Here is a 25734-nt window from a genome sequence, read left to right on the forward strand (position 1 = left end):
TCAAGAGCCGCCCGGACGGCACCGCGCCAGCGCTCCGCACAGGGCGTCCAGGGCTGCCGTGTAGGCGTGTTCGGGCGGGGTGCCGTAACCGACGACCAGGGACGGGGCGGAAGCGGAATCCTGGCGGGCTGCCGGGTGGCGGAAGGCGGCGAGGGGGTCGAGGGCGACGCCTGCGCGGTGCAGGGCGCGGAGGGCGGCTGCTTCCGTGACGCCGGGCGGGAGGCGGAGGACGGCGTGCAGCCCGGCGGCGATGCCGGTGGCGCACGCTTCGGGGACGCGGGCGGCCAGCTGTTCGACCAGCCGGTCGCGGCGTGTGCGGTAGCGGTGCCGCATGGCCCGTACGTGCCGGTCGTAGGCGCCGCACTCCAGGAAGTCCGCGAGGGTGAGCTGGTCGAGCGCGCCGGTCGTCCACTCGGCGGGCGTCTTCGCGGCCAGGACCGGATCCACCAGGTGGTCGGGAAGCACCATCCAGGCCAGCCGCAGTGCGGGCGCGAGGGCCTTGCTGGAGGTGCCGAGATAGACGACGCGTTCGGGGTCGAGTCCTTGCAGAGCCCCCACCGGATTTCTGTCGTACCGGAATTCGCCGTCGTAGTCGTCCTCCAGGACCAGCCCGCCGGTGCGCCCCGCCCAGTCGACCACGGCCGCCCTGCGGTCGTGGTGCAGCGGAACGCCGAGCGGGTACTGGTGCGCGGGGGTGAGGAGCACCGCGCGTACGTCGGCGAGCTGCGCGTCGGCGTACAGGAGTTGCGTACGGGCGCCCTGTTCGTCCACCGGGAGGGAGCGGGTGCGGACTGCCGGTTCCAGCAGCTCGCGGTGGAAGGGCAGCCCGTACTCCTCGACGGCGATGTCCCCCCGCACCGCACGTGCCAGCAGTGCGACGCCCTGGGCGAACCCGGCGCAGACGACGATGCGGTCGGGGTCGGCGCGTACGCCGCGTGCCCGGGCCAGATAGCCGGCCAGCGCCTGCCGCAGCTGACCGGCGCCGCGCAGATCACCGTGCGAGAAGGCGTGGGCCGGGGCGGCGGTGAGCGCACGGCGGGCCGAGGTCAGCCACGCCGGGCGGGGGAACGCCGAGACATCGGGCGCGCCGGTCCGCAGATCGTGCGCGGGCTGCTGCTCCCACCGCTGGATGCGGTTGAGCGACTGACGGGAGGGTTTCCCGGCGCGGGACGAGGGCTTCCTGGCGCGGGACGGGGAGCGCGGGCGGGACGGGGAGCGCGGGCAGGACGGGAGTGCCGGCTCGGCGCGGTCCGCCACCCGGGTGCCGGAGCCCTGCCGCGCCGACAGCCACCCCTCCGCGACGAGTTCGGCGTAGGCACCGGCCACGGTGTTGCGGGCCAGGCCCAGGTCGGCGGCGAGGCTACGGGACGAGGGCAGACGGGTGCCCGGAGCGAGGCGGCCGGTGCGGATGGCGTCGCGGAGTGCGGCAAGGAGGGCGGCGCGGGGGCGGGGCGCGCCGGGTCCTGCGGACGGCGGGAGATCGAGGTGGAGGTCACTGCCGGTACGGCGCCGGTGGCGGTGCTCTCCAGACCCGGAAATGGCCCACGAATCTGCCATGAAAGTGGACCATACCCGTGGCCCAATCCCGCATAGGCTCAAGGGCATGACGACGACACCGCGTATGGACATCTGGAAGACCGCACCCCGGCTCATGAAGGGCATGTACGCCTTCCAGCAGGCCGCCTCGGCGGCAGGGCTCGACCCGGTGATCGGCGAGCTGGTCAAGATCCGCGCCTCGCAGATCAACCGCTGCGCCTACTGCCTGGACATGCACTTCACCGACGCCCGCAAGAACGGCGAGTCGCAGCTGCGGCTCGACCTGCTCCCGGCCTGGGAGGAGGCCGGCGACCTGTTCACCGAGCGGGAGCGGGCCGCGCTCGCGCTGACGGAGGCCGTCACCGAACTGACGGACGGCTTCGTGCCGGACGCGGTCTGGGAGGAGGCCGCCAAGCACTTCGCCGAGGAGGAACTGGCCGCGCTGCTGGGCCAGATCGTGGCCATCAACTCCTGGAACCGGTTCAACGTGGCCGTGCGGGGCGTCCCGCAGAGCCTGCTGGACGGCGCCGCGCAGGACACCGCTCGATGAGCGGTACCGATCCCGCCGCCCGGCTCCGGGAGCTGCACCACGACAGGAAGCCGGGCGAGGCGCTGGTGCTGCCCGGTGCCTGGGACCCGGCCAGTGCCCGGATCTTCGCCGAGGCGGGGTTCGCCGCGCTGGCGACGCCGAGTGCGGGCGTCTCGGCGTCGCTCGGCCACGCCGACGGGGAGTGCCCCGCAGAGGAGATGTTCGCCGCCGTCGCCCGTATCGTCCGCGCGGTCGAGGTGCCGGTGAGCGCCGACATCGAGCGGGGGTACGGGCTGCCGCCGCGGGAGATCGCCGAGCGGCTGCTGGACGCGGGAGCCGTCGGCTGCAACCTGGAGGACTCGGTCTCGGGTGGGCTGGTGGCGGCCGGGGAGCAGGCCGAGTTTCTGGCCGGCGTGCGGGAGGCGCTGGGGCGCGGGCCCTTTGTGAACGCGCGGATCGATGTCTATCTCCGCGGCGCCGAGCAGCCTTTGGAGGAGGCGTTGGCGCGGGGCCGCGCCTATGTCGAGGCCGGTGCGGATGGGGTGTATCCCATCGGTGCGCCGCTCGATGACCTTGCGGTGCTGACCCGTGAGTTGTCGGTGCCGGTCAATGGGTTGGCCCTTGACGGAGGGCCGTCTCCCGCTGAGTTGTCTGCGGTCGGTTGCGCGCGGGTCACCTTTGGCGGTGGGCTCGCGGCCCGTGCGTATGAGGGTGTACGGGAGATGGCGGCGGAGCTGCGCCGGGGGTTGTTCCGGTAAGGGGGTGCCCCTGTTCGTCGTTTGCGGGCTGCGGCCACGTCGTGGTTGAGCGCGCAGTTCCCCGCGCCCCTTCGGGGCACACCGCGCCCCCGCGACGACAGTGTCACGGGGGCGGGCGGTGGGGGTGGTGGCTCTTCTCAGAAGGAACGGCGCAGCGTTACTTCTTCGGGATCCACTTCTCCCACTTCGGCTTGTTCTCCTTGATCCACTTGGCGGCGGCGTCCTCCGGGTCCATCTTCTGACCCGCGATCATGCCGGCGACCTCGTTCTGGTCCTTGGTGGACCAGTGGAAGTTCTTGATGAACTGCGCGGCCTTGCTGTTGCCCTTCGCGAAGTCCGCGTTCATGAACTTCTCGAGCTGGTTGGTCTCGTAGCCGCACTTCGCCTTGGCAGCGGGCTCCTCGCAGCCCGGGGTGTGCTTGGGCAGCTTCACCTCGACCATGTCGATCTTCTCGTTCATCCACTGCGGCTCCCACCAGTAGGTGAGGAACGGCTTCTTGGCGTCGTACAGCCGCTTCAGTTCCTTGAGCTGAGCCGCCTCCGCGCCGGACGGGATGTGCTTGAACTTCATGTCGAAGTTCTTGATGAGTTCCTTGTCATGCTGCGAGTACGACGGCGCGGCACCGATGAAGTGCCCCAGGTCGCCGCTCTCGGAGGTCTTGAAGTCCTTGTAGTACTTGTTGAGCTTCTTGAAATCCTTGACGGCGTCCGGGTGCTTGTCGGCCCAGTACTTCGGCACGAACCAGCCGATGTGGCCGACCACACCCAGGTCACCGCCGGAGACCACGGTCTTCTTCTTGTCGACGTACAGCTTTTCCTTCTTCGGAACGCCGTGCCAGTCCTCGAGAATCGCGTCGGCCTTGCCGCTGTTGAGCGCGTCGAAAGCGACAGGCTCATCCATCTGCTTGGCTTCGACCTTCACGTCGAGCTCGTCTTCGAGAAGCTTCTTGACAACAGCCGCATTCGCGGTGGCGCCGACCCAGGACGGCTCGGCCAGGACGACCTTGTCGTCGCCACCGCCGCTCGCCTTGGTGTCGGCGGCGCAGCCGGTCGTCAGGGCGAGGACGCCCAGAATTCCGGCGCCGGCGACGCCGATAGTGCCTGCACGCTTGATTCTCATGCGAATTTCTCTTTTCTGTGGGACGGACGGGGAAGATCCGTCGGGGCGGGGAGTCTTCCTCGGGGGAGGTCTCAGTCGCGGATCCGCTTGACGGCCGGCTGGGACAGGCGGTCGAGCATGATGCCGAGGCAGACGATGGCGATACCGGCCGGGAAGCCCTGCGACAGGTCGCCCTTCGACAGGCCCTGCACCACCATGTAGCCGAGCGCGCCGCCGCCGATGAGTCCGGCGATGACGACCATCGACAGCACCAGTACGACGCCCTGGTTGAGCGCGACCAGCATGGATTTCCGCGCCAGCGGCAGCTGCACACCGAACAGCTGCTGCTTGCCGGTGGCTCCGAGCGAGGTCGCGGCCTCCATCGCGGCCGGGTCGACGTGGCGCAGCCCCTGCGCGGTGATCCGGATGACGGCCGGAGCCGCGTACACGACCGCGGCGAGGATGCCGCCCGTACGGTTCTGGCCGACCAGCGCGATCACGGGGATCAGATACACGAACTGCGGCATCGTCTGCATGGTGTCCAGCACGGGCCGCATGATCCTGTCCACCCGCTCGACGCGGGCGCACAGAATGCCGACCAGCACACCGACGATCAGCGTCAGGACGAGGCCCGCGAGCACCTGGGAGAGGGTGTCCATGGCGACGTCCCACAGCCGCATCCAGCCGACCAGCGCCAGGCAGATCACGCCGGTCAGCGCGGCGCGCCAGGTGCCGACGATCCATCCGACGACGGCGACGAGCAGCGCCAGCGCCCACCAGGGGGTGGCCAGCAGGCCGTCGCGCAGCGGGTTGAGGACGTACTCGGTGAAGCCCTCGGCCCAGGTGATGGTGCCGCCGACGACGGGGATTCCGGAGCCCAGGTGGTCGGTGAACCAGTCGACGGCCTTGTCCACGGAGCTGGAGAAGTCGACGACCCAGCCCTCGGGCCACTCGTCTCCGGCGATCGCGGTGCCGACGAACGCGAACACCGCGGTCAGCGCGGCGATCACACCCCAGAGGGCCAGCCGCAGCTGTGCCATCGTGCGCGAGACACCCGCCTTGACGACGTCGTCGAGCCGCTCACCGGCCGCAGCCGTCGTACGGTCCAGCAGTACGGCCAGCAGGACGACCGCGATGCCCGCGACCAGTGCGTCACCGATCTTCAGGGCGCCGAGCGCCTCGTACACCTCGGATCCCAGTCCGCCGGAGCCGATCAGCGAGGCGAGGACGACCATGGAAAGACACATCATGATCGTCTGGTTGAGGCCGAGCATCATCTGCTTGCGGGCCAGCGGCAGCCGCGCGGTCAGCAGCCGCTGCCGGGAGTCGGCGCCCAGCGAGGTGGCCGCCTCCAGCACGGTCGGGTCGGCCTGGCGCAGACCGAGCGAGGTGAGTCGGGCCATCGGCGGCGCCGCGTAGATCACCGTCGCGATCAGCGCCGACGGGATGCCGATGTCGAACATCAGCACAAGCGGCAGCAGATACGCGAACGCCGGCATGACCTGCATGGTGTCGAAGACGGGCCGCAGGATCTTCTCGAACCGGTCCGAGAGCCCGGAGGCCAGCCCGAGCAGCGCGCCGAGCAGCGCGGAGAAGACGACGGCGACGACCATCAGCGCGAGCGTCTCCATCGTCGGTTCCCACACGTCCAGCACGCCGCACACGACGAACACCGCGAGCGCCGTACCGCCCGTGCGCAGCGCACGCCGGGAGAGGTCGGCACCGCCCGCGGCCCAGGCGATCAGGGTGCCGACGACGATGACGCCGACATAGCTCATCGACTCCAGCAGGCTCAGCAACGTGTCATAGGCGCTCTGCGCGAAGTTGCTGATGTGCAGCAGGAAGTACAGGAAGATCCAGTGCGTGTCGCGGTTGTCGACCAGCCAGTTGTCCAGGTCGTTCAGCGGCGACTTCACATCGGCGGTCAGCGAGTGCGGCCAGGTGCCCGCACCGGTGACCAGTGAGCTGACGACGACAACGAGTGCCGCGACCACCAGCGCGAGGGCCTTCGGGTTCGCCAGCAAGCGGGCGAGCGCCGAGGGCGGACCCGCCGGCTGCTGCGGCTCGGGAGCGCCGGCCGGCGACGGCGCGGGCTTCGTGGCCTCGTCCTTGGCGAGGGTCGGGGAACTCATATCAGCCCCCCGCCGGTATGGGACGCCTCCGCGGCGCCGTGTCGTGTGCTGCTCATACCGCGGCCACCTCTCGTTCCTTGCCGCCTTCGCCTGTGGTGTCCTTGTCGAGACCGGCCACCACGGTCAGCAGGCTCGCGTGGTCGACGATGCCGAGCGTGCGGCCGTTCTCGACGACGCGGCAGGGCTTGCCACTGCGCGCGACGGTCTCGATCGCGTCCGCGACGAGCGTGCCGGGGGCGATCTCGGTGCCGCTCTTCGCCTCGGCGGCGTCCGCGGGGCGCATCGCGCGGCGCACCGAGATGACCTGCTCGCGGGGGACGTCGCGGACGAAGTCACGTACGTAGTCGTCGGCCGGATTGGCGACGATCTCCTCGGGGGTGCCCAGCTGCACGACCTCACCGTCCCGCATCAGCGCGATGCGGTCGCCCAGGCGCAGCGCCTCGGACAGGTCGTGGGTGATGAAGACCATCGTGCGGCCCTCCTCGCGGTGCAGCCGGATGACCTCCTCCTGCATGTCGCGGCGGATCAGCGGGTCGAGGGCGCTGAACGGCTCGTCGAACAGCATCACCTCGGGGTCGACGGCGAGCGCGCGGGCGAGGCCGACACGCTGCTGCTGACCGCCGGAGAGCTGGCCGGGGCGCCGCTCGCCGAGGCCCTCCAGACCGACCTTCTCCACCATCTCGGCGGCGCGGGCGCGGCGTTCGGGCTTGGAGACGCCCTGGATCTCCAGGCCGTAGGCGACGTTGTCCAGCACGGAGCGGTGCGGCAGCAGTCCGAAGTTCTGGAACACCATGGAGGCGCGGTGCCTGCGCAGCCGGCGCAGTGCGTCCTTGCCCATGGAGATGACGTCCTCGCCGTTGAACTCCAGCGTCCCGGCGGTGGGTTCGATCAGCCGGGTCAGACAGCGCACCAGGGTGGACTTTCCGGAGCCGGACAGGCCCATGACGACGAAGACCTCGCCCTTGTGCACGTCGAAGGAGACGTCACGGACGGCGGCGGTGCAACCGGTCTTCTCGCGCAGCTCGGTCTGGGAGAGCTTCTTGACCGAGGCGTCGCCGGGTACCCGGTCCGCCTTGGGCCCGAAGACCTTCCACAGATTGCGGACGGAGAAGACGGGACCTGCCTGGCCGCTCTGCTCGTTCGCGTTCTCGGTCTCGGTGGCGGCTGTGGCTTCAGCGGTCTCGGACATCACGCAACACCTCCCGGTGCCGTAGTCGCTCGTTTTTCGGACACAGTGGGTCGGATGAGATCGACCGCCTTCTCGCCGAGCATCAGCACGCCGATCATCGGGTTGACGGCGGGCATGGTCGGGAAGACGGAGGCGTCCGCGATGCGGATGCCCGACAGGCCGCGTACCCGCAGCCGTGGGTCGACGACGGCGAGCGCGTCGTCCTCGGCGCCCATCCGGCAGGTGCCCGCCGGGTGGTAGACGGTGTGCGCGGCCTTGCGCACAAGCTCGCTGATCTCCTCGTCGTCCGTCACCTCGGGCCCGGGGAAGACCTCCCGCTTGAGCCACTTGGCGAACGGTTCGGCCTGGGCGACCTTGCGGGCGAGCTTGATGCCGTCCACCAGGGTCCGGCCGTCGTAGTCGCCCTCGTCCTCGAAGTACTTGAAGTCGAGCGCGGGCTTGACCTCGGGGTCGGCGGAGGTCAGATAGACCCGGCCGCGGCTGCGGGACTTGGGGATGTTGGGGGTCATCGACACGCCGTGCTCGGGGCGCTGGTACCCCAGTCGCTCGGGGTTGTCGGTGAAGGGGATCTGGTAGAAGTGGAACATCAGATCGGGACCCTTGTGGTCCGGGTCCCGCTTGACGAACAGGCCGGCGTCGGAGTCCATCGCGGAGTTGTCCGGGATCGGCCCGTTCGTCTCCCAGACGATCACCGACTCGGGGTGGTCGATGAGGTTCTCGCCGACGCCCGGCAGATCGTGCACGACCGGGATGCCCAGCGCCTGAAGGTCCTCCTTCTTGCCGATGCCCGAGTGCATCAGCAGCCGCGGCGTGTCGACGGCACCCGCGCACACCAGCACCTCACGGCCCGCGGTCAGCAGCTGCTCCTCACCGTCCTTGGTGCGTACGTGCACGCCGGTGACGGTCTTGCCGTCGGCACCGCCGAACTCCAGCTTGTACGCCCAGGTCTCCAGCAGGATGTGCAGGTTGGGACGGTCGCCGGCCTCGATGTGCGGGTGCAGATAGGCGACCGAGGCGGAGGAGCGCTTGTTGTTCTCCGGGTGGTAGGAGAGGTCGAAGAAGCCGACGCCCTCCTCGAAGGGCTGGTCGTTGAAGCCGACCACCTCGGGGATGTCGAGGGCGTCCTTGGCGGCGTCGATCCAGTCCTGCGCGATCGCGTTCTGGTCCTTCTTGGCGACCCGCACGATGTTGTTGCGCAGCTTGCCGAAGTACGGCTCCATCGCCTCGGCGCCCCAGCCGGTGGCGCCTGCCGCCTCCCACTCGTCCCAGTCGGAGGGCAGCGGCTTGAAGGAGATCAGGGTGTTGTGCGACGAGCAGCCGCCGAGCACCTTGGCGCGGCTGTGCAGGATGTGCGAGTTCCCGCGGGGCTGCTCGGTGGTCGTGTACTCGTAGTCGAGCTCGCCGCCCAGCAGACCCAGCCACTTACGGAGGGTGAGCACCTCGGGCCGGTCGATGTCCGAGGGGCCGCCTTCGATGAGGGCGACGGTGACGTCCGGGTCCTCGGTGAGCCGTGAGGCGATCACCGAGCCGGCCGTTCCACCTCCGACGATCACGTAGTCATAGCTGGACATAGAGGTACTGCTCCTTGGGGACTTCCGGGAGGGGACTTGCGGTTGATACGGGTGCGCCCCGGCGGCTCGGAGGGGCGAGCCGCCGTCGCGCTCTGTTCGGGGTGTCGGGGGCGGGATGCCGCGGGTCGGCTCGGCAGGCTCAGCCGGCTCGGCAGGCTCAGCCGGCTCAGCCGGCGAACCAGCGGACCGGCGCGGGGCGCAGGTTCTCGTACACGTGCTTGGTCTCGCGGTACTCGGCCAGTCCGTGGGGGCCCAGTTCCCGGCCGACGCCGGACTTGCCGAACCCTCCCCACTCGGCCTGCGGCAGGTACGGGTGGAAGTCGTTGATCCACACCGTGCCGTGGCGCAGTCGCGCGGCAATCCTGCGCGCACGGGCGGTGTCGCCGGAGAAGACGGCGCCCGCCAGGCCGTACTCGGTGTCGTTGGCCAGCGTTACAGCTTCGTCCTCGGTGCTGAAGCTCTCTACCGTCACGATTGGGCCAAATGTCTCCTCGCGGATGACCCGCATCGCGCGGTGGCAGTTGTCCAACACGGTCGGTGAGTAGAAGTAGCCGCCCTCGGGCCGCACCTCGGACGGCTTCGGGCGCTCGCCACCGCAGCGCAGCCGGGCGCCCTCCTCCAGGGCCGAGGCGACATACGCTTCGGTCTTCTCCAGCTGCTGCTGGGAGACGAGCGGACCGCATTCGACGCCCTCCTCGGTGCCGCGGCCGAGCCTGATGCGCTGGGCGCGGGAGGCGAGTTCCGTCACGAAGCGGTCCTTGACCGACTCCTCGACGATCAGCCGGGCACCGGCCGAGCACACCTGGCCGCTGTGGATGAACGCGGCGTTCAGGGCCTGGTCGACGGCGGTGTCGAAGCCCTCCTCGGTGGCGCAGGCGTCGGCGAAGACCACGTTGGGGTTCTTGCCGCCGAGCTCCAGGGCGACCTTCTTGACGGTGGGCGCCGCGGCCTGTGCGACCTTGGTGCCGCTGACCAGTCCGCCGGTGAAGGAGATCAGGTCCACGTCGGGGTGCTCGGACAGCCGGGCACCCACCGGGTCGCCGGCGCCGGTGACGATATTGGCCACCCCCGCCGGAAGCCCGGCCTCCACCAGCAGCTTCACCAGGTGGACGGTGGACAGCGGGGTGACCTCACTGGGCTTGATCACAAAAGTGTTGCCCGCGGCCAGCGCCGGGGCGACCTTCCAGCTCGCCTGGAGGAGGGGGTAGTTCCAGGGGGTGATCATGGCGCAGACGCCGACGGGCTCGTACACGACGACGCTGTGCACATCCGCGCTGCCCGCGTCCACGACCCGGCCGCCGGACTCGTTCATCACCAGGTCGGCGAAGTAGCGGAAGGCGTTGGTGACGTCGTCCACGTCCACCCGGCCCTCTTCGAGGGTCTTGCCGGTGTCGCGGGACTCGATCAGTGCGATCTCCTCGCGGTCGCGCTGGAGGAGGTCGGCGACGCGCCGCAGCAGCGCGGCCCGCTCGGCGGTGGGGGTGTGCGGCCAGGGGCCCTCGTCGAACGCGCGGCGAGCCGCGGCGACGGCCGCGTCGGTGTCCGCTGAGTCGCCCTCGGCGACTACGGCGAGCGTGGTGGCGTCCGCGGGGTCCAGCACCTCCCGCGTACCGCCGGCCGCGGCGGTGCGCCACGCGCCGTCAATGTGAATGCTCTCCAGAACGGACACCTTCGGTACTGCCTTCCGTTACTTACTGCTTTTCCGCGGAACACCCCGTGCGGGGCTTTTGCCACAGCCCTGGGCAGATGGCAGTCGGGAACCCTGCCCCGTTCTCCCTGTCTCATGTCCAAAAACCGTTGACAAGTGGGCTTCGTCACTGGCCGAAGTGCGCCACCCCCCGACGGAACGTACGGTGAGTACGTCTTTGTCCGTATATGGCGGATCGGCGTGCCGACGCACGGCCACTGCCTCCCCCACGGCGGATCGGAGCCAATCCATGCGAAAGCAGCACCGCACCTCACTGGTCGTAGCCGTATGCGCTGCGGCGACGGCCTCCGGCGGACTCCTGGCCCCGGCTCATGCCGCCCCCACGGCCACCCAGCGTGACGGGCCGGATATCACAGAGTTGTCGGGTGAGGAAATAGCGGAAAAGGCGTCCGCCGAGCTGAATTCCGCACACTCTCTGCGGGTCAGAATGAAGGCACCCGACCTCCGGCTCGACCTCACCCTCGACGAAAAGGCGAACTGTTCCGGAAAAATTGGGGTTCCGGGCAAGGGTTCCGTACAACTGGTCAAGCGCGGCGACACCGTCTGGCTCAAGCCCGACGCCGCTTTCTGGAGAGCGCAGCTCGGCGCCGAACAGGGCGCGGCGGCTGCCGAGAAGTTCAAGGGCCGCTACATCAAGGGCAGCGCCCGGAACGACGACCTCGGCGGCAAGGGCCTGGCCACCGCCTGCGACCTCGACGCCTTCCGCGCCGCCTCCGGAGTGCGCGACACCCCTGGCCCGCGCTGGAAGCGGGGCGACGAGTCGAGCGTGCAGGGCCACCGCTCCGTACCCGTCACCCGCGCCCAGAAGAAGGCCCGCGTCACCATGCACGTCGCCACCGAGGGCAAGCCCTACCCGCTGCGCCTGGAGCGCAGAGCGGGCGGCAACCACGACGAGATCGAGCTCGGCCGCTTCGACCGCCCCGTCTCGCGCGCCGTCCCGTCCAAGGACCGCACCGTCACCGTCGGCCAGCTCCGCCGGCACTTCGAGCACGCCCAGCGGGACGAACCACCGTCGGAATCGGTGTAGAACCGCCGTCGGATTCGGTGTAGTCGGCTGATCGTCGTAGCCGGCGGATCAATGATCCGCCGAGGCTGATCGTGCGGGGCCGAGGTCCCGCACGATCTCCCGCACACAACGGCGCAGCCAGCAGTGCGCCGGGTCCTTCTCATAGCGGGGGTGCCATGCCTGGGCGATGGGGAGGGCCGGCAGTTCGAGCGGGATCTCGAAGGTGGCCAGCCCGAGCCGCGCCACATGGGCCGCGCCCAGCCGCAGCCCCGTGCGGCCCACCAGATCGGTCTGCGCCACCACCAGCAGCGTGCTGGTCAGCGTCGGCACGGAGGCGACCACCCGACGGCGCAGCCCCTGCGCGGCCAGCAGCTCGTCGATCGGACCATGCAGCCTGCCCCGCCGCGAGCCCGTCACATGGTCCGCCGCCGCGAACCGCTCCGGAGTGATCTCCCCCTCCAGCAGCGGGTGCCCCCGGCGGACGACGCCGACATTGGTGTCGGTGAAGATGTGCTCGACCCGCGTCTCCGGCGCCGGCGTGTTCACCACGCCCAACTCCAGGTCCGCACTGCCGTCGCGCAACGCCGTCGACTCCCCCGGCCCCTCGGGGATCAGCCGCAGTGAGACGCCCGGCGCCTCCGTACGCACCCGCTCCAGCAGCCGCATCCCGATACCGGTCAGCAGCGCGTCCTCGGCCAGCAACGTGAACGTACGCTCCAACGTCGCCGGCTCGAAGCTGCTCCCCGTACCCGGCGTGAACACGGTCTCGGCGCGCTCCACGATCTCCCGCACCTCCCCGGCCAGCTCCAACGCCCGCGGCGTGGGCACCATATGCCGCCCCGCCCGCACCAACACCGGATCGTCCAACGCCCGCCGAATCCGCGTCAGTGTCCGACTCATCGCAGGCGCCGACAGATGCAACCGCTGCGCAGCCCCGGTGACGCTGCCCTCAGCGAGCAGAGCATCGAGGGCGACGAGCAGGTTGAGATCCAGGGATGGGGTGGATTGCATGCGGCGCAACTCCTCCTTGCGAACGTTGCAATTGAAGTAATCCGGGCGGGCTGTCTACCGTACTGGTGCACACCGGAACACCGCACGGACACCTCGGAACCGACCCGCGAACCGGCGCCGGGGGCCTTCCGAAGCCGGACAGTTCGGCGCCGGGCAGTCCGACCGGTCGGTCCGCCACCGGTGGCCTGGCGCCGGGCAATCCGGCGTTGGGCGGTCCGACACCGGACGGCCCGACGCCGGGGGTCCGAGCCGGGCGGTCCGACACCGGGCAGTTCGACACCGGGGGCCTAGCGCCTGGCAGTCCGTCACCAGGCGGCCTCGCATCGGGCGGTCCGACTCCGGGCGATCCGACGCCGAGGGTCTGGCGCCGGGCAGTCCGACCGGTCGGTCTGGCACCGGAGGCCTGGCGCCGGGTGGTCCGACGCCGGGGCCTGCCGCCGGGCCTCCCGACACCGGACGGTCCGGTGCCGGGGGCCTGGGCGCCGTGCGGACCGGCGGCGGGTGTCCGGCAGACCGACGACGCGGGCTCGCGCCCGGCTCCCTTCACCTCACACCTACTCGTACTCGAGGTACACCCATGCCTGACAACGCCCTGCCCGCAGCTCCAGCCTCGCGAATCTCTCGTGCCTCCCGCGCCCCACGTCACAGCACCGTGCTCGGCTTGATGTCGGCGTGCGTCATGCTCGTCGTCGCGCTGGTGGCCGCCATGAACCTCGCACTGCCCAAGCTCAGCGCCAGCAGCCTGCACCCCACCTCCGCACAACTGCTGTGGATAGTCGACTCGTACGTCCTCGTCTTCGCCGGACTCCTCATCCCCGCCGGGGCGTTGGGCGACCGGCGCGGCCCCAAGGGCGCCCTGCTGGCCGGGCTCGCCGTCTTCGCCACCGGCTGCCTGCTGGCGGCGCTCGCCCCGAACGTGGCCGTCCTCATCGCCGCCCGGGCGCTCTCCGGCGCGGGCGCGGCACTGGTGATGCCCGCGACGCTGTCGATCTCCGTACGCTCCGCGCCGCCCGAGCGCCGGGCCCACGCCGTCGCCGTCTGGACGGGCGCCACCGGGGCAGCCGGCATGCTGGGCAACCTCGGCGGCGGCCTCGTACTCCAATACCTGCCCTGGCAGGGGCTGTTCTGGGCCTCCGCCCCCGCCGCGCTGCTCCTGCTCGCGCTGACGGCACGGCTGACCCCGCGTACGGCCTCCGCCCCGGCGGGCCCGGCCGATCCGGTGGGCACCGCGCTGCTGGTGCTCGGCTCGCTCGCGCTGCTCACTGCCCTGATCGAGGGCCCAGGACACGGCTGGGGCTCCCCGCTGGTGCTCACCTGCTTCGCGCTGGCCGCCCTGCTGCTGGGCGCCTTCGTCGGCCACGGGCTGCGTGCGGCACGCCCGTTGGTGGACCCGCGGCTCTTCCGGGCCCGCCCACTGCGGGCAGGCGTTCTGGGGGTGACGGCCATCTTCTTCGGGCTCTTCGCCCTGTTCTTCGTCAACGCCCAGTACTTGCAGTACGCCAAGGGCTACTCCCCCGCCGTCGCCGGGCTCGCCATCGGGCCCATCGCCGTCGGCATGCTGGTCTTCTCCCGCCTCAGCCCCCGGTTCGTCCACCGGTTCGGCCCCCGCCCGATGGTGGCCCTCGGCCTGGCCTGCCTCACAGTCGGACTCGGCCTGCTCTCCCTGGTCGACGGCCGGACGCCCTACCTCCCCTACGCCGCCATCCTGCTGCTGATGGCCGTCGGCATGGGACTGTCGATGCCGCCGCTCTCCATGACCGTCCTCAGCTCCCTCCCCGCCGACCGCGCGGGCCTCGGCTCCGGACTCAACGGCGCGGCCCGAGAGTTCGGCAGCGCCCTCGGCGTCGCCGCCATGGGCACCGTGATGGCCTCCCACACCGGCGGCTTCACAGCCGGAATGGCCGCCGGCTTCCGCGTCGCAACAGCCGTCCTCGCCCTACTCGGCACGATCACGGTGCTCTGGCTACGTCCCGCCAAGTCCCCTGACACCGACCCAGCCGACGCCCAATCCCAGAATCCGGCCACTCCCAAAACCCAGACAACTCCCCCAGCCAAGCTGCCCTCATAGGTTCCCCACTGTCGGGCCCCTGGGCACCCCGCCCCCGGAACTCCCCCACAACAGCTCGACGTTGCCGCGTGGGTCGCAGGGGGTGAGGGCGGAGCCGAAGCCGGCAAGCCGGCGCCGGGGCCCGGAACTGGGGACCGTGGGCCGGGGCCGGGGCCGGGGGCCGGGAGCCCGGGCGGGAACCTGGAGCCTGGTCCGCGAGCCGGACCCCGGCAGGGCCACGGGCGGGGAGCCGGAGCCGAGGCCGCGAGCCGAAGGCCCAGAGGACCGGAGGCAACTGGGGAGCCCAGGAACAAAGGCAGTACCCCGAACCTAGGCCACAAGCCGGGAACCCGCCCGGGAGGCAAGCACCGGAGCCAGGCCCCCGGAGCAGGTGAATGGGCAGGAGCCAGGGCCCCGGGCAAGGGCACCCGAGCCCGCAGCCGAGGCCGCACCAGGACCCCCGGGCCGGGACACAACTAGCGGGAACCCAGAGCCCGGAGAGGGGCAAGGACGGGCGCCGGGGCCAAAACGGGAGCGGGGCAAGGACGGGAGCCGGGCCACAACGGTGGAGGCGGGCGCTCAGTGTTGGGCGTGGAGGAGACACTCTCCCGCCGCGGTGCGGTAGTAGAGCACCGAGCGCCCCGCCCGTCGCCGTTGGACCAGCCGCGCGTCGCGCAGTACCCGCAGATGGCGGCCAACGGAGCCCAGCCCCTGGCCGGTCAGTGCGACGAGTTGGCTGGTGCTCATCGGGGAGTCGAGCAGCACCAGAACCGTGGCCCGCGCATGGCCGAGCAGAGCCCCCAACGCCTCGGGCACAGGCGTCCCTTCGGCGTCGGTCAGCGCCCCCGAACACGGATACACCACGGCATAGCGAGGGCGTACCGGCACCTCCCAGGACACCCACCCCGTGCGTGGCGTCACCGGCACGAACATCAGCCGGGCGCCCGCCAGTTCGCGCGGCGGATAGTTCCGGGCGTTTATCTGGAGTCTGCTCCCGCCGAGCCACCGCATACCGGGCCGCATGTCGTCGAGCGCCGCGGCCCAGCCACCCCGGCTCAGCTGCGCGGTCCGCGCCACCACATCGGCTTCGACGATCCGGCGCCGACGCGCCCAGTACGGCAGCACCGTCTCCCGCCACACCCACTCGAGGGTGTCCGCCGTGCGCTGCGGCAAGTCGTCACGGCGCAGGGGCGCGGGCAGCGGGCCCCTGCTTCCCGACGACACCAGCAGGTCGGCCCGCGCCACCTCCGGCGCGGCCTCCCTTACCCGGGTGACCTCTTCCTCGAAGGACACCCCGGCGGGATCAGCCGCGTCGGGATCGGGGGTGGGAGTGAGGAAGTCCGCGTTCCAGGTGGGGCCGAGTGCCGCGCGTATCAGTTGCGCGGTGACAGGGTCAGCCGCCTGACGGGCACGGTAGGCCGGCTGGTGGGCGTCGAGCCAGGCACGCTCGCCGGGGTGGGCGGCGCTCCCCCGCTCCAGCACTTTGAGGCTCGCTATCGCCTCGGCAAGCGGCGACACCACGAACCGGCTGCCCGCCAACGTGTCGGCGTTCACCTGCCACCACCCCACGACTCCCTCCCGTTCCTGGGCCAGCAGTAGTCCGGATCCGCAGACCGGGCCCGTAGTCCGAATCCGTAGTCCGGGCCCATAGAACCGGATCCGCAGGCCGGGCCAGTAGTCCGAATCGGAAATCCGTAACCCGCAGACCCCGCAGACCGGATCCGCCAGCCGGGCCCGTAATCCGGATCCGCAGCCCGGATCCATAGTCCGGACCCGCCAGCCGGGCCCGTAGTCCGGACCCATAGTCCGGACCCGCAGACCGGACCGCAATCCGGATCCGCGGCCCGCATCCGCGGACCCGCCCCGCAGCCCAACCCGCCGTCCGCGAAGGACCTTTCGCACTGCTGCGAAAGACTAACCGGCCGTCCCTCTCCGCCAGAGACTCCGGGCATGCGCACCTATCGCGAGCTTTTCCGGGCGCCCGAGTTCACCCCTCTCTTCCTCACCAGTACCTTCCAGGTGGCGGGGCAGACGGTGAGCGGCCTGGCGCTGGGCACGCTCATCTACACCGCTACCGGGTCCCCACTGCTGTCCTCCCTCGCCATGTTCGGCCCCTCGTTGGCGCAGCTCATCGGGGCGACGACGCTGCTTTCGGCCGCCGACCGGCTGCGGCCGCGCGCCGCGATGACTGCGCTCCCTCTGGTGTTCGCGCTCGGTACCGCCGTTCAGGCCGTACCGGGGCTACCCGTGGCGGCGTCGTTCTCCGTGCTGCTGGTCCTCGGTGTGCTGGCCTCGTTGGGGGGTGGGGTGCGTTACGGGCTGCTCAACGAGATCCTCTCCAAGGACGGGTACCTCCTCGGTCGCTCGGTGCTCAACATGTCCAACGGCGTGATGCAGATCTGCGGCTACGCGCTCGGCGGTGTGCTCGTCACTGTTCTTTCCCCACGCGGCACCCTGCTGGCCGGTGCCGCGCTGTATCTGACGGGCGCCTGTGTCGCCCGGCTCGGCCTGGGGCACCGCCCGCCTCGCGCCACGGGCCGGCCCTCCCTGGCCCGGACCTGGCGGACCAATGCCCTGCTGTGGTCGTCCCCCTCTCGTCGCTTCGTCTATCTGGGGCTGTGGGTGCCCAATGGTCTGGTGGTCGGCTGCGAGTCCCTCTTCGTGCCGTTCGCCCCGCGGGAGGCCGGACTCCTCTTCGCGTGCGGAGCGGTGGGGATGCTGGCCGGGGACACCGCCGCGGGCCGCTTCGTGCCCCCGCACTGGCGGAAGCGGCTGGCCGTACCGATGCTCGTGCTGCTGGCTTCCCCCTATCTCCTCTTCGTACTGCAGCCTGCGCTGCCGTTGGCGGCGGTGCTGGTGGTGCTGGCGTCCATTGGTTTCGGCGCAAGCCTGCTGCTTCAGGAGCGGTTGATGGAGCTGACGCCGGACGAGCTCAGCGGTCACGCGCTGGGACTGCACGCGTCCGGAACGCTGGCCATGCAGGGCGTGGGCGCCGCGCTCGCGGGCGCCGTCGCGGAACACACCTCCCCCGCCACTGCCATGACCGTGCTGGCCGCCCTCTCGCTGACGGTGACTCTCAGCCTCGCCTCGAGCCTCCGCCCCAAGGAGCGGCCGGGCCTCGCCCAGGAAGCGGCCGGGCCTCCGCTCCGGTGAGCACGGGACCGTCTCCCCCTGACCCTCGCCCGCAGCCCCTCTCCCGTAGGCCGCCTGCTCAGACCAGCTCGCCGCCCACGCCGGAGCGACCCGCGGGAATCCCCACCAGCCGTACCGTCACCCGGTCCCGGACGCTCTCTCCGAGCACGGCGACCACGGCGTCGGTGATCGCGGATATCAGCCGGGTGGGCGCTCCGACGAAGTCGGGATGGTGGAAGAGCCCCTCCCGGGAGCGCAAGGTGACGATCGGCGACAGCTCGTCCGTCACCTTCCCGCCCGCGCCCCATCTCCCCCGCGGGACGCCGAAGAGCTCGACGCCGACCAGCTCCCGGAACGACTCGGGATACACCGTCAGAGCCGCCTCCGTCAGCTCCTTCACCAACTGCCCGGCGACGGGCGAATCCTCCCCGCCCAGGGCTTCCTCATGAATCTGCACCTCGAAGTGCGGCATGGCGACCCTCCGATCGGCAAGGTGAAGAGCCGGATCGCTACTATCGCGGTACGGATTCACCTTTGACGGCAAAGCATCTTTGACAACAAAGCTAATGGGAGGCCCGCCGCCATGTCAATGGACGGTCACAGAGAGAGACGGGAGAAGGCGAAGGGACCACAGGGCACAGTGGGACAACTGGGATACGAGGAACAGCAGGTGGCCACGAAACAGCAGACAGAGCTTGCCGAGGACGACGCCGTACGCGCGCTCCTGCTGCTCATGCCGCGCATCGTCGGCCGGGTCAAGCGCATCCCCGTGCCCGAGGAACTGCAAGCCCTGGCGCTGGCTCCGCGCCATCTGTCCCTGCTCTCGTACCTCCTCTTCGACGGCCCGATGACCGTCAACGAGCTGGCCACCCGCTTGGAGGTCGCCCCCACCACGGTCAGCCTGCTGGTGGGTGAGCTGAGCCGGAAGGGCGTACTGGAGCGGCAGGAGGACGAGAACGACCGGCGCCGCCGCATCGTGAGCATCACCGAGGCCCAGCGGCCCACCATCTCGCGGTGGCTGGCCCGGGGCGCGGGCGCCTGGCGCCAGGTGCTCACCGAGCTCTCCCCCGCGGAGCGTGCCCTGATCGTCACCACCCTGCGTGCGTACGAGGACGCGATGGCCGAGGAGGACGGCGGCGACGAGGACTGACGCGCCTCCGCGCGCCGCCGGCCCACTCCCGGAGCCGCCCGGAGCCAACCGGAGCCGCCCGAACAACCCGGAACAACCCCGACGATCCGGAACGACCCGGAGTAACCGGTAAACCCCGGAACAATCCGGAGCAACCGGTGAGCCCGAACCGGCCCGAGCAGCCGGAAAGCCCGAGGGCCCGTACGGATCAGCGGATCCGTACGGGCCCTCGGGCAGCGCACAGCAGTGCGCGGTCGGCTCAGACCAGGCCGAGACCGCGGACAGCGTCACGCTCGTCGGTCAGCTCCTTGACGGAGGCGTCGATGCGGGTGCGGGAGAACTCGTTGATCTCCAGGCCCTGGACGATCTCGTACTTGCCGTCCTTCGTGGTGACCGGGAAGGAGGAGATGATGCCCTCCGGCACGCCGTAGGACCCGTCCGAGGGGATGCCCATGGAAGTCCAGTCGCCCTCGGGGGTGCCGTTGACCCAGGTGTGCACGTGGTCGATGGCGGCGTTCGCGGCGGAGGCGGCCGAGGAGGCGCCGCGCGCCTCGATGATGGCCGCGCCGCGCTTGGCGACGGTCGGGATGAACTCGTCGGCCAGCCACTTCTCGTCGTCGACGAGCTGCGCGGCGTTCTTGCCCGCGATCTCCGCGTGGAAGATGTCCGGGTACTGCGTGGCGGAGTGGTTGCCCCAGATCGTCAGCTTCTTGATGTCGGTGACGGAGGAGCCGGTCTTCTTCGCGAGCTGGCTGAGCGCGCGGTTGTGGTCGAGGCGGGTCATGGCGGTGAACCGCTCGGCCGGTACGTCCGGCGCCGCCGACTGGGCGATCAGGGCGTTGGTGTTGGCCGGGTTGCCGACGACGAGGACCTTGATGTCGTCCGCCGCGTGGTCGTTGATGGCCTTGCCCTGCGGCTTGAAGATCCCGCCGTTGGCCTCCAGCAGGTCACCGCGCTCCATGCCCTTGGTGCGGGGCCGGGCGCCGACGAGCAGTGCCACGTTGGCGCCGTCGAAGGCGACGTTCGGGTCATCGGTGATGTCGATGCCCTGGAGCAGCGGGAAGGCGCAGTCGTCCAGCTCCATGGCGGTGCCCTCGGCGGCCCCCAGTGCCGGGGTGATCTCCAGCAGGCGGAGCCTGACCGGTACGTCGGCGCCCAGCAGCTGGCCGGAGGCGATACGGAACAGCAGCGCGTAGCCGATCTGGCCTGCGGCGCCGGTGACGGTGACGTTGACGGGGCTGACGGGAGTGCGGGTCATGGCTTCTCCGTAGTACCTGACGTGGCTGGCGGGTGGCCGGAAGTCTCTCTACGTCAAGAGACCCATCGGTCAGGCTATCCGACCCCGTGCCCGCCTCACCCCCGGGTCCGCTCACTGCCCCGCCGAAGGGCCGCTCGCCGGCTCCTTCTTCCCCGGAACGGTGCAGCCCTTGCCGCCCGCCAGCAGCGTCGCACAGGCGCGCGATTCGTCCCGCTTTCCGACGGAGACCATCTTGGTGTAGGCGTCGTTGGTCGTCCTCACCTTGTCGCTCTCCGCCTGGCCGCCAGGCCCGGTGATACGCAGCGCGTCGCCTGTCCTGGCCCTGGTGATCCGGGCCCAAGAGGCCTTGCAGACCTTGCTGTGACGGACCTCGACGAAGCTGGTGCCGACCCACGCCGAGCTGCTGGTGCCGGCGTGCTTGCCGCCGCAGCCCATCGTTTCCGGGTCCTTGCCCGAGCAGTCCTTGCCTGAACATTTCACTCCTGCCGGGAGCTGCGGCGAGCTCTTCCGGCTGGGGCTGGGCTTCGGTTCCGCGGAGTCGTCCTTGCCGCCGTCGAGGTCGAAGAAGAGCACTGCGCCTGCCGCGACGACCAGTACGGCCACGAGGGACGCCAACAGCACGGTGACTTTGCGCCGGCCGCCCGGGCCCTTGGCCGTACGGTCGCTGCGGTCGCTGCGGTCGCTGCGGTCGCTGCCGGGATCTCCCGGGGCCAGCGGTGCGGGCACGCCTTGGGGGGCCGCGCTGCCGCTGCCCGTGGCTGCCGGGGTCGGACTTGGCGTGCCGGGTGTGGCTGGTGCGCTGGGGGTCGCTGATGTGCCGGGTGCGCTGCCCCCGCCTTGGCCAGCTGTGGTTGCGGGACTGTCCGTGCCGGAGCGGGTGGGAGTTCCCCAGTCGGTGGAGTCGGACTGGTGACGTCGTTCGCGCAGGCTCGCGCTGTTGCCCGCCGCGCGGATGGCGTCCTTGCGCAGGATGGCCGTCCCCACGTCCGCGTCCTCGGGGGCGTTTTGCTGCGGGGTGCCGCTCTGTGGGGGCACGCCGCCCTCGGCCGGAGGGCTGTCGGGTGCGCGGCTGTCGGGTGCGGTGCCATCCAACGGGGCACCACCAGGTGCGGCGCCACCCAGTGCGGCACCACCAAGCGGCGCGGCGTCAGTTGCGGCTCCACCAAGTGAGGCGCTGTCAGGCGTGGTGCTCTCAGGCGCGCTCCTTCCCTTGCGCCATCTACGCCCCTTCTCGCGCGCCTCTCCGGGCTCGTTCAGTGCGGCCCGCGCCTGGGCGATCTGGATGGCCTCCAGAGTGGTGTCGTGCCGCATCTCGCTGCGGCTCCACGCGCGTTCGGCCAGCTCCCACATGGTGCCGAGGTGGCGCACATCGGTGCCGGTCACCTCGGCGAGCGCCTGGGTGGCGCCGCGCGGCGGCAGCAGACGGCCGTTCAGATAGCGCTCCCAGGACGACTTGCTGTACCCGGTCCGGTCGGCGATCGTGGCGACGCTCAGCCCGCTGCGGTCGACGAGCCGCCGCAACTGGCTCGCGAACTCCCGGATCTGCGGGTCCAGATCCTCCGGTAGCGACCTCCAACGAGGCATTGCCTCCCCCTTGTCCGCGAATGCGCTCTCAGTGTTCCCTTCCCCCGTGTCGCGCCACGGCCGCCGGTGCTCGTCCGCGCAAACGCCCCCTAGTCTGCCAGCCCGTCCGGACGCCAACCGATACGTCCCCCATGTAACCGCCCGTCACGTCTGCCCCAGCCGCTCGACACGTCCCCGAACAGTTGCCAGTTCATCCCGCGTACCCGCTCACAGCTGTGCCATGACGCACTCCCTGGAGCGTCAGCCCGCACGCCCCGGCCGATACGGCAGCAGCCAGCACCCCGCGCAGCCTCGCGCGGCGCGGTGCTCGCCCGCTGCTAGTACCGGTGCCGGGCGTTCCGGCCGCATCCCGCCCCCCGAACCGGGGTGCCTCCCGGCCTAGTTGGTGCGGAGCTGAACCGGGCCCGCCCGGAAAGGGCGGGCCACCGGCACATTTCGCGGCACTGTTGCAACGGCGCAGCAGGCGAACTCAGCGCAGAGGAAGGCGCAGGTCAGCGCACTGTGAAGTGCACAATGGTCTCCAGGAACGGCACCGAGAGCCAAGGGTCGGGCTGCGCCATCATGGCCAACAGCACGATGGCGAGGCCGAGTACGCCATAGGTGATCATGTCGGTGAAGCGCGAGCGCACCGCCAGCATGCCGACCGACGGCCTCCACCAGCGCAGCACGGCGCCGCCCAGCAGCGACAGGCCGATGATGAGCGTGCCGGCGCGGAACTCGGCAACCGTCACCAGCAGCCCCGTCAGCACCCCGGCGCACACGGCCAGCAGTGGCCACTGCCGGTACGGGGCCGGGTGGTGTCCTCCTATGGCGCGACCGCCGCCCTCGGGCCGTGCGGTGTCCCGGGTCAGGACCGGGAAGCGCCGCGACGCCTTGCGCGGCGAGGCCGGCTCCTGCGCGGCCGTCGCGGAGTCGCCTGTCACGTCGCCGCCTCCGTCCCGGGCTCCGTCGCCGCCCGTCGCACCGTTCGGGTGGCCGTCGCCGCTGTCCTGGGCGGCCCGGTCGCCCTCGTCCATGACCGCATTCCCCCTGACCGCGCTCAGCGGGCCGCCGCCTCGGCTGCCCTGGCCTCCGCGGCCTCCACCACGTTCACCAGCAGCTGGGCCCGGGTCATCGGCCCGACGCCGCCCGGGTTGGGCGAGATCCAGCCCGCGACCTCGGCCACGCCCGGGTGCACATCGCCCACGATCTTGCCGTTCTCGTCCCGGCTGACGCCCACATCCAGCACAGCGGCGCCCGGACGTACGTCCTCCGGCTTGATCAGGTGCGGCACTCCGGCAGCCGCGACGACGATGTCCGCCTGCCGCAGCACTCCCGGCAGATCGCGGGTGCCGGTGTGGCACTGCGTGACGGTCGCGTTCTCACTGCGCCGGGTCAGCAGCAGCGGCAGCGGGCGGCCCGCGGTCACGCCGCGTCCGACCACCGCCACATGTGCGCCGTTCAGCTCGACGCCGTAGCGGCGCAGCAGTACGACCATGCCCTGCGGGGTGCACGGCAGTGGCGCGGGCTTGTTGAGGACCAGCCGGCCCAGGTTGGTCGGGTGCAGCCCGTCGGCGTCCTTGGCCGGATCCATCAGCTCCAGCACCCGATTGACGTCGATGCCCTTGGGCAGCGGCAGCTGGACGATGTAGCCGGTGCAGTCCGGGTCCTCGTTCAGCTCGCGGACGACCGCCTCGATCTCCTCCTGCGTCGCCGTGGCCGGCAGCTCCCGCTGGATGGAGTTGATGCCGATCTGCTGGCTGTCGCGGTGCTTGCCCGCGACGTACTTCTGCGAGCCGACGTCCTCGCCGACCAGCAGTGTGCCCAGGCCGGGCGTGATGCCCTGCGCCTTGAGCGCCTCGACTCGCGAGGTGAGGTCGGACTTGATCGCGGCGGCGGTGGCCTTGCCATCGAGAATCTGGGCGGTCATGGGCCCATCCTCGCGGATCCGGGCCCCTGCTCTCCACTCAGGTTCCGCTCAGCCACGTCCGAGAGCGCCGCGAGGCTCGTCTGAGGGCGCCGCGAAGCTCCACGGTGGTGCTCTACGACGCTCCACCACAATGCCGCGCGGTTGCTGCTCCGCGACGCTTCACGAGGCTGCTCCGCGACACCCCGCTGGACCCTCTGCGCGGCCATCATGGAGGCCGCTCCGCCATGCTTCACGGTGCTGCTGTGCGATCCGCTCAGCCTGCTGTGCGAGCCCGTGTCACCCGCGTGGCGTCGGCTTGGCAACGGGACGGCAAAGGTCGGTTCATGTGCCTCTCTGCTCCCCCTACGCTCCGTTGTGCACAGGGACGGAGAGTCAGTAGCGTGCCGGGCGTGTTCAGCGTGATCATCGTCCCGGACGGGTGCCGGGGACCCGAGGAGCAGTACCGGCTGGAGCCCGGCCATACGCTGCGCTTCGGCCGCTCGGCACCGGCAGGCAACGGCCTGACCCTCTCCCACCCCGGTGTCGCGTGTGCGGCCGGGGAGATCACGGCGACCGGTGCCTTCTGGATACTGACCAACTTCAGCAGCGACCAGACCTACCTCGTCGAGAATCCCGAGAGCGCGGGAGAGCACATCAGGGTCGCGCCCGGCCGCGCGGATGCGCCGGTGCCGTTCGAGTTCGCGCGCGTACACCTGTGCGCCGGTGAGTCCAGACCCGGCTGCGGTTTCGACGTACTGGCGCCGCGTCACGACTATCTGACGCCGTGCGGCTCGCTCATCGGTGGACCGGTGGGCGACGGGGCCGGTGTCGACGGACCGCGCGCCGACGGGGCGCGTGGGGCGGAGGACTGGAGCTTCGACCCCTTCCCCCGCCCCTATCCCCTCGACCACACCTGCCACTACTTCCTCGTTCTGACAGCACTGTGCGAGGCGAGTCTGCGCACCGGCGAGGCTCCAGCGGTCCCGGTGCCGGACGTGGCGGAGCTGACGGAGCGGTTGCGCCCCGTATGGCCCGATGTCACCCCCGCAGCCGTCGCGTGGAACATCGATTACTTGCGGGTGAAGCTGCGGCTGCGCACACCGGACGATCCGGAGACCGTCCGTGAGGCGCTGGTGCGGTTCGCGCTCCGGTTCGACCTTGTGCAGGAGGGGCATCTGGCCGTCCTGGAGGGACAGTTGGTGTGACGGGGCGTGCAACGCCCGGCAGGCCGCGGGCGGCGGGAGCTGCCGGTTCGCTGCTGACCCGGCCCTGACCTGGGATTGCGAGTTCGCCACAGTCGGGAAACCTGGCTGGACAGGCCGACAGTCGGACCATCACCATTGGTGGACGGCGTCGGGCAGTGCAGGAGGGCCGACGGTGCGGCGCCGTACCGGGGGAAGCGACATTGCTGAGGGCAGGCCGTGATTCTCCGGAGTCACTCGGCCCCATCCGCTCCTCAACACCGTCGGAGGAAACAGCCCGTGAGCTACCCCCCGCCCCCCGGCCAGAACCCGAACAACCCGTACTCGGCACCCCAGCAGGGCGCTCCCGGCGGCCCGTACGGCTACCCCCAGCAGGGCGCCGGACAGCCCGGTTACGGCGGCTACCCGGGCGGGATGCCGGCCTATCCGGGCGGCCCCGGCGGTGGCATCCAGCCGGCCGTCAGCATGCCCGGGGTGGTTGTCACCGCGCGCGTGCTGCTGTTCGTCGCCGGGGTGCTGTGGGCGCTGTTCGCCTTCGCCGTACTCGTCGCGGGCGCGGCGGCGAACGACGCTCTCGACGACGTGCCTGTCGCCGACTCGGTGGGCGGTGCGGCGCTCGGCGGGGCGCTGGTAGGCCTGTTGATCTTCGGTGGCCTTGCGGCGCTGCACATCGTGCCCGCCTGCATGTTCGGCAAGGGACGCATCGGTACCCGCGTCACCGCCATCATCGCCGGCTCGCTCAATACGCTGATTCCGCTGCTGGCCATGATCGCGGCGCTCGGCAACGGAAACTTCGCCGGCGGTTCGCTCTTCATGTGCCTGCTGTGGCTGGCGACCGCCGTACTGACCATCGTCTTCTGCTCGATGAGCCCGGCGGGTCAGTGGTTCAACCGGCCGCAGTACTGAGCCTTCCTCCTCCGGCATGCGGGTCGGGCCCCTCTCCGCGGAGAGGGGC

The 25734-nt window shown here is 70.8% G+C and carries 21 protein-coding genes; 8 read left to right on the top strand and 13 right to left on the bottom strand.

Annotated features, from left to right (window positions below):
* Entirely contained in the window at positions 1 to 1557 is a 1557-nt protein-coding gene (locus ACQEU8_RS14025; protein ID WP_433100426.1) for a PLP-dependent aminotransferase family protein, read from the bottom strand.
* A gap of 46 nt (positions 1558 to 1603) precedes the next feature.
* On the opposite strand from ACQEU8_RS14025, the gene ACQEU8_RS14030 reads away from it, so the two are divergent.
* Together ACQEU8_RS14030 and ACQEU8_RS14035 are read left to right on the top strand one after the other, a co-directional pair.
* Positions 1604 to 2086 (top strand): carboxymuconolactone decarboxylase family protein, encoded by a 483-nt coding sequence (locus tag ACQEU8_RS14030; RefSeq protein ID WP_433100428.1) that lies wholly within the window; start codon positions 1604 to 1606, stop codon positions 2084 to 2086.
* Positions 2083 to 2823 (top strand): isocitrate lyase/PEP mutase family protein, encoded by a 741-nt coding sequence (locus ACQEU8_RS14035; protein WP_433100430.1) that lies wholly within the window; start codon positions 2083 to 2085, stop codon positions 2821 to 2823. Before ACQEU8_RS14030 ends, ACQEU8_RS14035 begins: the two co-directional genes overlap by 4 nt.
* A 157-nt stretch (positions 2824 to 2980) precedes the next feature.
* On the opposite strand, the gene ACQEU8_RS14040 is transcribed toward ACQEU8_RS14035, so the two are convergent.
* From ACQEU8_RS14040 to ACQEU8_RS14060, 5 genes are all read right to left on the bottom strand, one after another.
* Positions 2981 to 3943, bottom strand: a complete 963-nt coding sequence (locus ACQEU8_RS14040) for a glycine betaine ABC transporter substrate-binding protein (protein WP_433100432.1) — start codon at positions 3941 to 3943, stop codon at positions 2981 to 2983.
* Between the two features lie 71 nt (positions 3944 to 4014).
* Positions 4015 to 6054, bottom strand: coding sequence for an ABC transporter permease (locus ACQEU8_RS14045; RefSeq protein WP_433100434.1), 2040 nt, complete (start codon positions 6052 to 6054; stop codon positions 4015 to 4017).
* A gap of 52 nt (positions 6055 to 6106) precedes the next feature.
* The gene (locus ACQEU8_RS14050; RefSeq protein ID WP_433100436.1) at positions 6107 to 7243 is read right to left on the bottom strand and encodes a quaternary amine ABC transporter ATP-binding protein; all 1137 of its coding nucleotides are present in this window, start codon (positions 7241 to 7243) and stop codon (positions 6107 to 6109) included.
* Complete coding sequence (locus ACQEU8_RS14055) at positions 7243 to 8814, bottom strand: GMC family oxidoreductase (RefSeq protein ID WP_433100438.1); 1572 nt, start codon at positions 8812 to 8814, stop codon at positions 7243 to 7245. The genes ACQEU8_RS14050 and ACQEU8_RS14055 overlap by 1 nt, the downstream gene beginning before the upstream one ends.
* Before the next feature lie 166 nt (positions 8815 to 8980).
* Positions 8981 to 10483 carry an aldehyde dehydrogenase family protein gene (locus ACQEU8_RS14060; protein WP_433100440.1) on the bottom strand — a complete coding sequence of 501 codons (1503 nt, stop codon included), beginning with the start codon at positions 10481 to 10483 and terminating at the stop codon, positions 8981 to 8983.
* Between the two features lie 268 nt (positions 10484 to 10751).
* Between ACQEU8_RS14060 and ACQEU8_RS14065 the strand changes: the two genes are divergently transcribed.
* Entirely contained in the window at positions 10752 to 11549 is a 798-nt protein-coding gene (locus tag ACQEU8_RS14065; protein WP_433100442.1) for a hypothetical protein, read from the top strand.
* Positions 11550 to 11597: 48 nt separating this feature from the next.
* Here ACQEU8_RS14065 and ACQEU8_RS14070 read toward each other — a convergent pair whose 3' ends face one another.
* Positions 11598 to 12539: a LysR family transcriptional regulator gene (locus tag ACQEU8_RS14070; RefSeq protein ID WP_433100444.1), complete on the bottom strand. Its 942-nt coding sequence runs from the start codon at positions 12537 to 12539 to the stop codon at positions 11598 to 11600.
* A gap of 664 nt (positions 12540 to 13203) precedes the next feature.
* Here ACQEU8_RS14070 and ACQEU8_RS14075 point away from each other — a divergent pair.
* On the top strand, positions 13204 to 14607 hold the full coding sequence (locus ACQEU8_RS14075) for an MFS transporter (protein ID WP_433100446.1): 1404 nt from the start codon (positions 13204 to 13206) through the stop codon (positions 14605 to 14607).
* A gap of 558 nt (positions 14608 to 15165) precedes the next feature.
* Here ACQEU8_RS14075 and ACQEU8_RS14080 read toward each other — a convergent pair.
* The gene (locus ACQEU8_RS14080) at positions 15166 to 16155 is read right to left on the bottom strand and encodes an ArsR/SmtB family transcription factor (protein WP_433100448.1); all 990 of its coding nucleotides are present in this window, start codon (positions 16153 to 16155) and stop codon (positions 15166 to 15168) included.
* Positions 16156 to 16536: 381 nt separating this feature from the next.
* On the opposite strand from ACQEU8_RS14080, the gene ACQEU8_RS14085 reads away from it, so the two are divergent.
* Entirely contained in the window at positions 16537 to 17739 is a 1203-nt protein-coding gene (locus ACQEU8_RS14085; protein ID WP_433100450.1) for an MFS transporter, read from the top strand.
* 58 nt (positions 17740 to 17797) lie between these two features.
* Here the strand turns inward: ACQEU8_RS14085 and ACQEU8_RS14090 are convergent, their stop codons facing one another.
* On the bottom strand, positions 17798 to 18190 hold the full coding sequence (locus ACQEU8_RS14090; protein WP_433100452.1) for a tautomerase family protein: 393 nt from the start codon (positions 18188 to 18190) through the stop codon (positions 17798 to 17800).
* A 261-nt stretch (positions 18191 to 18451) separates the two neighbouring features.
* Here ACQEU8_RS14090 and ACQEU8_RS14095 point away from each other — a divergent pair, with 261 nt between their 5' ends.
* The gene (locus tag ACQEU8_RS14095) at positions 18452 to 18868 is read left to right on the top strand and encodes a MarR family winged helix-turn-helix transcriptional regulator (RefSeq protein WP_433102385.1); all 417 of its coding nucleotides are present in this window, start codon (positions 18452 to 18454) and stop codon (positions 18866 to 18868) included.
* A 238-nt stretch (positions 18869 to 19106) separates the two neighbouring features.
* Here ACQEU8_RS14095 and ACQEU8_RS14100 read toward each other — a convergent pair whose 3' ends face one another.
* The 4 genes from ACQEU8_RS14100 to ACQEU8_RS14115 all read right to left on the bottom strand — a co-directional run bounded on the left by ACQEU8_RS14100 (position 19107) and on the right by ACQEU8_RS14115 (position 23598).
* Positions 19107 to 20105 (bottom strand): malate dehydrogenase, encoded by a 999-nt coding sequence (locus tag ACQEU8_RS14100; RefSeq protein ID WP_433100454.1) that lies wholly within the window; start codon positions 20103 to 20105, stop codon positions 19107 to 19109.
* Between the two features lie 111 nt (positions 20106 to 20216).
* Positions 20217 to 21689 (bottom strand): helix-turn-helix domain-containing protein, encoded by a 1473-nt coding sequence (locus ACQEU8_RS14105; RefSeq protein WP_433100456.1) that lies wholly within the window; start codon positions 21687 to 21689, stop codon positions 20217 to 20219.
* 491 nt (positions 21690 to 22180) lie between these two features.
* Complete coding sequence (locus ACQEU8_RS14110; RefSeq protein ID WP_433100458.1) at positions 22181 to 22705, bottom strand: DUF3017 domain-containing protein; 525 nt, start codon at positions 22703 to 22705, stop codon at positions 22181 to 22183.
* Between the two features lie 23 nt (positions 22706 to 22728).
* Positions 22729 to 23598: a bifunctional methylenetetrahydrofolate dehydrogenase/methenyltetrahydrofolate cyclohydrolase gene (locus tag ACQEU8_RS14115; RefSeq protein WP_433100460.1), complete on the bottom strand. Its 870-nt coding sequence runs from the start codon at positions 23596 to 23598 to the stop codon at positions 22729 to 22731.
* Between the two features lie 389 nt (positions 23599 to 23987).
* Here ACQEU8_RS14115 and ACQEU8_RS14120 point away from each other — a divergent pair, with 389 nt between their 5' ends.
* Both ACQEU8_RS14120 and ACQEU8_RS14125 read left to right on the top strand, forming a co-directional pair.
* Positions 23988 to 24782, top strand: a complete 795-nt coding sequence (locus ACQEU8_RS14120) for a hypothetical protein (protein ID WP_433100462.1) — start codon at positions 23988 to 23990, stop codon at positions 24780 to 24782.
* A 276-nt stretch (positions 24783 to 25058) separates the two neighbouring features.
* On the top strand, positions 25059 to 25685 hold the full coding sequence (locus ACQEU8_RS14125) for a hypothetical protein (protein ID WP_433100464.1): 627 nt from the start codon (positions 25059 to 25061) through the stop codon (positions 25683 to 25685).
* The last annotated feature ends 49 nt before the right edge of the window (positions 25686 to 25734 follow it).

It is taken from the genome of Streptomyces sp. CA-250714 (assembly GCF_050936705.1).
Lineage (GTDB): Bacteria > Actinomycetota > Actinomycetes > Streptomycetales > Streptomycetaceae > Streptomyces.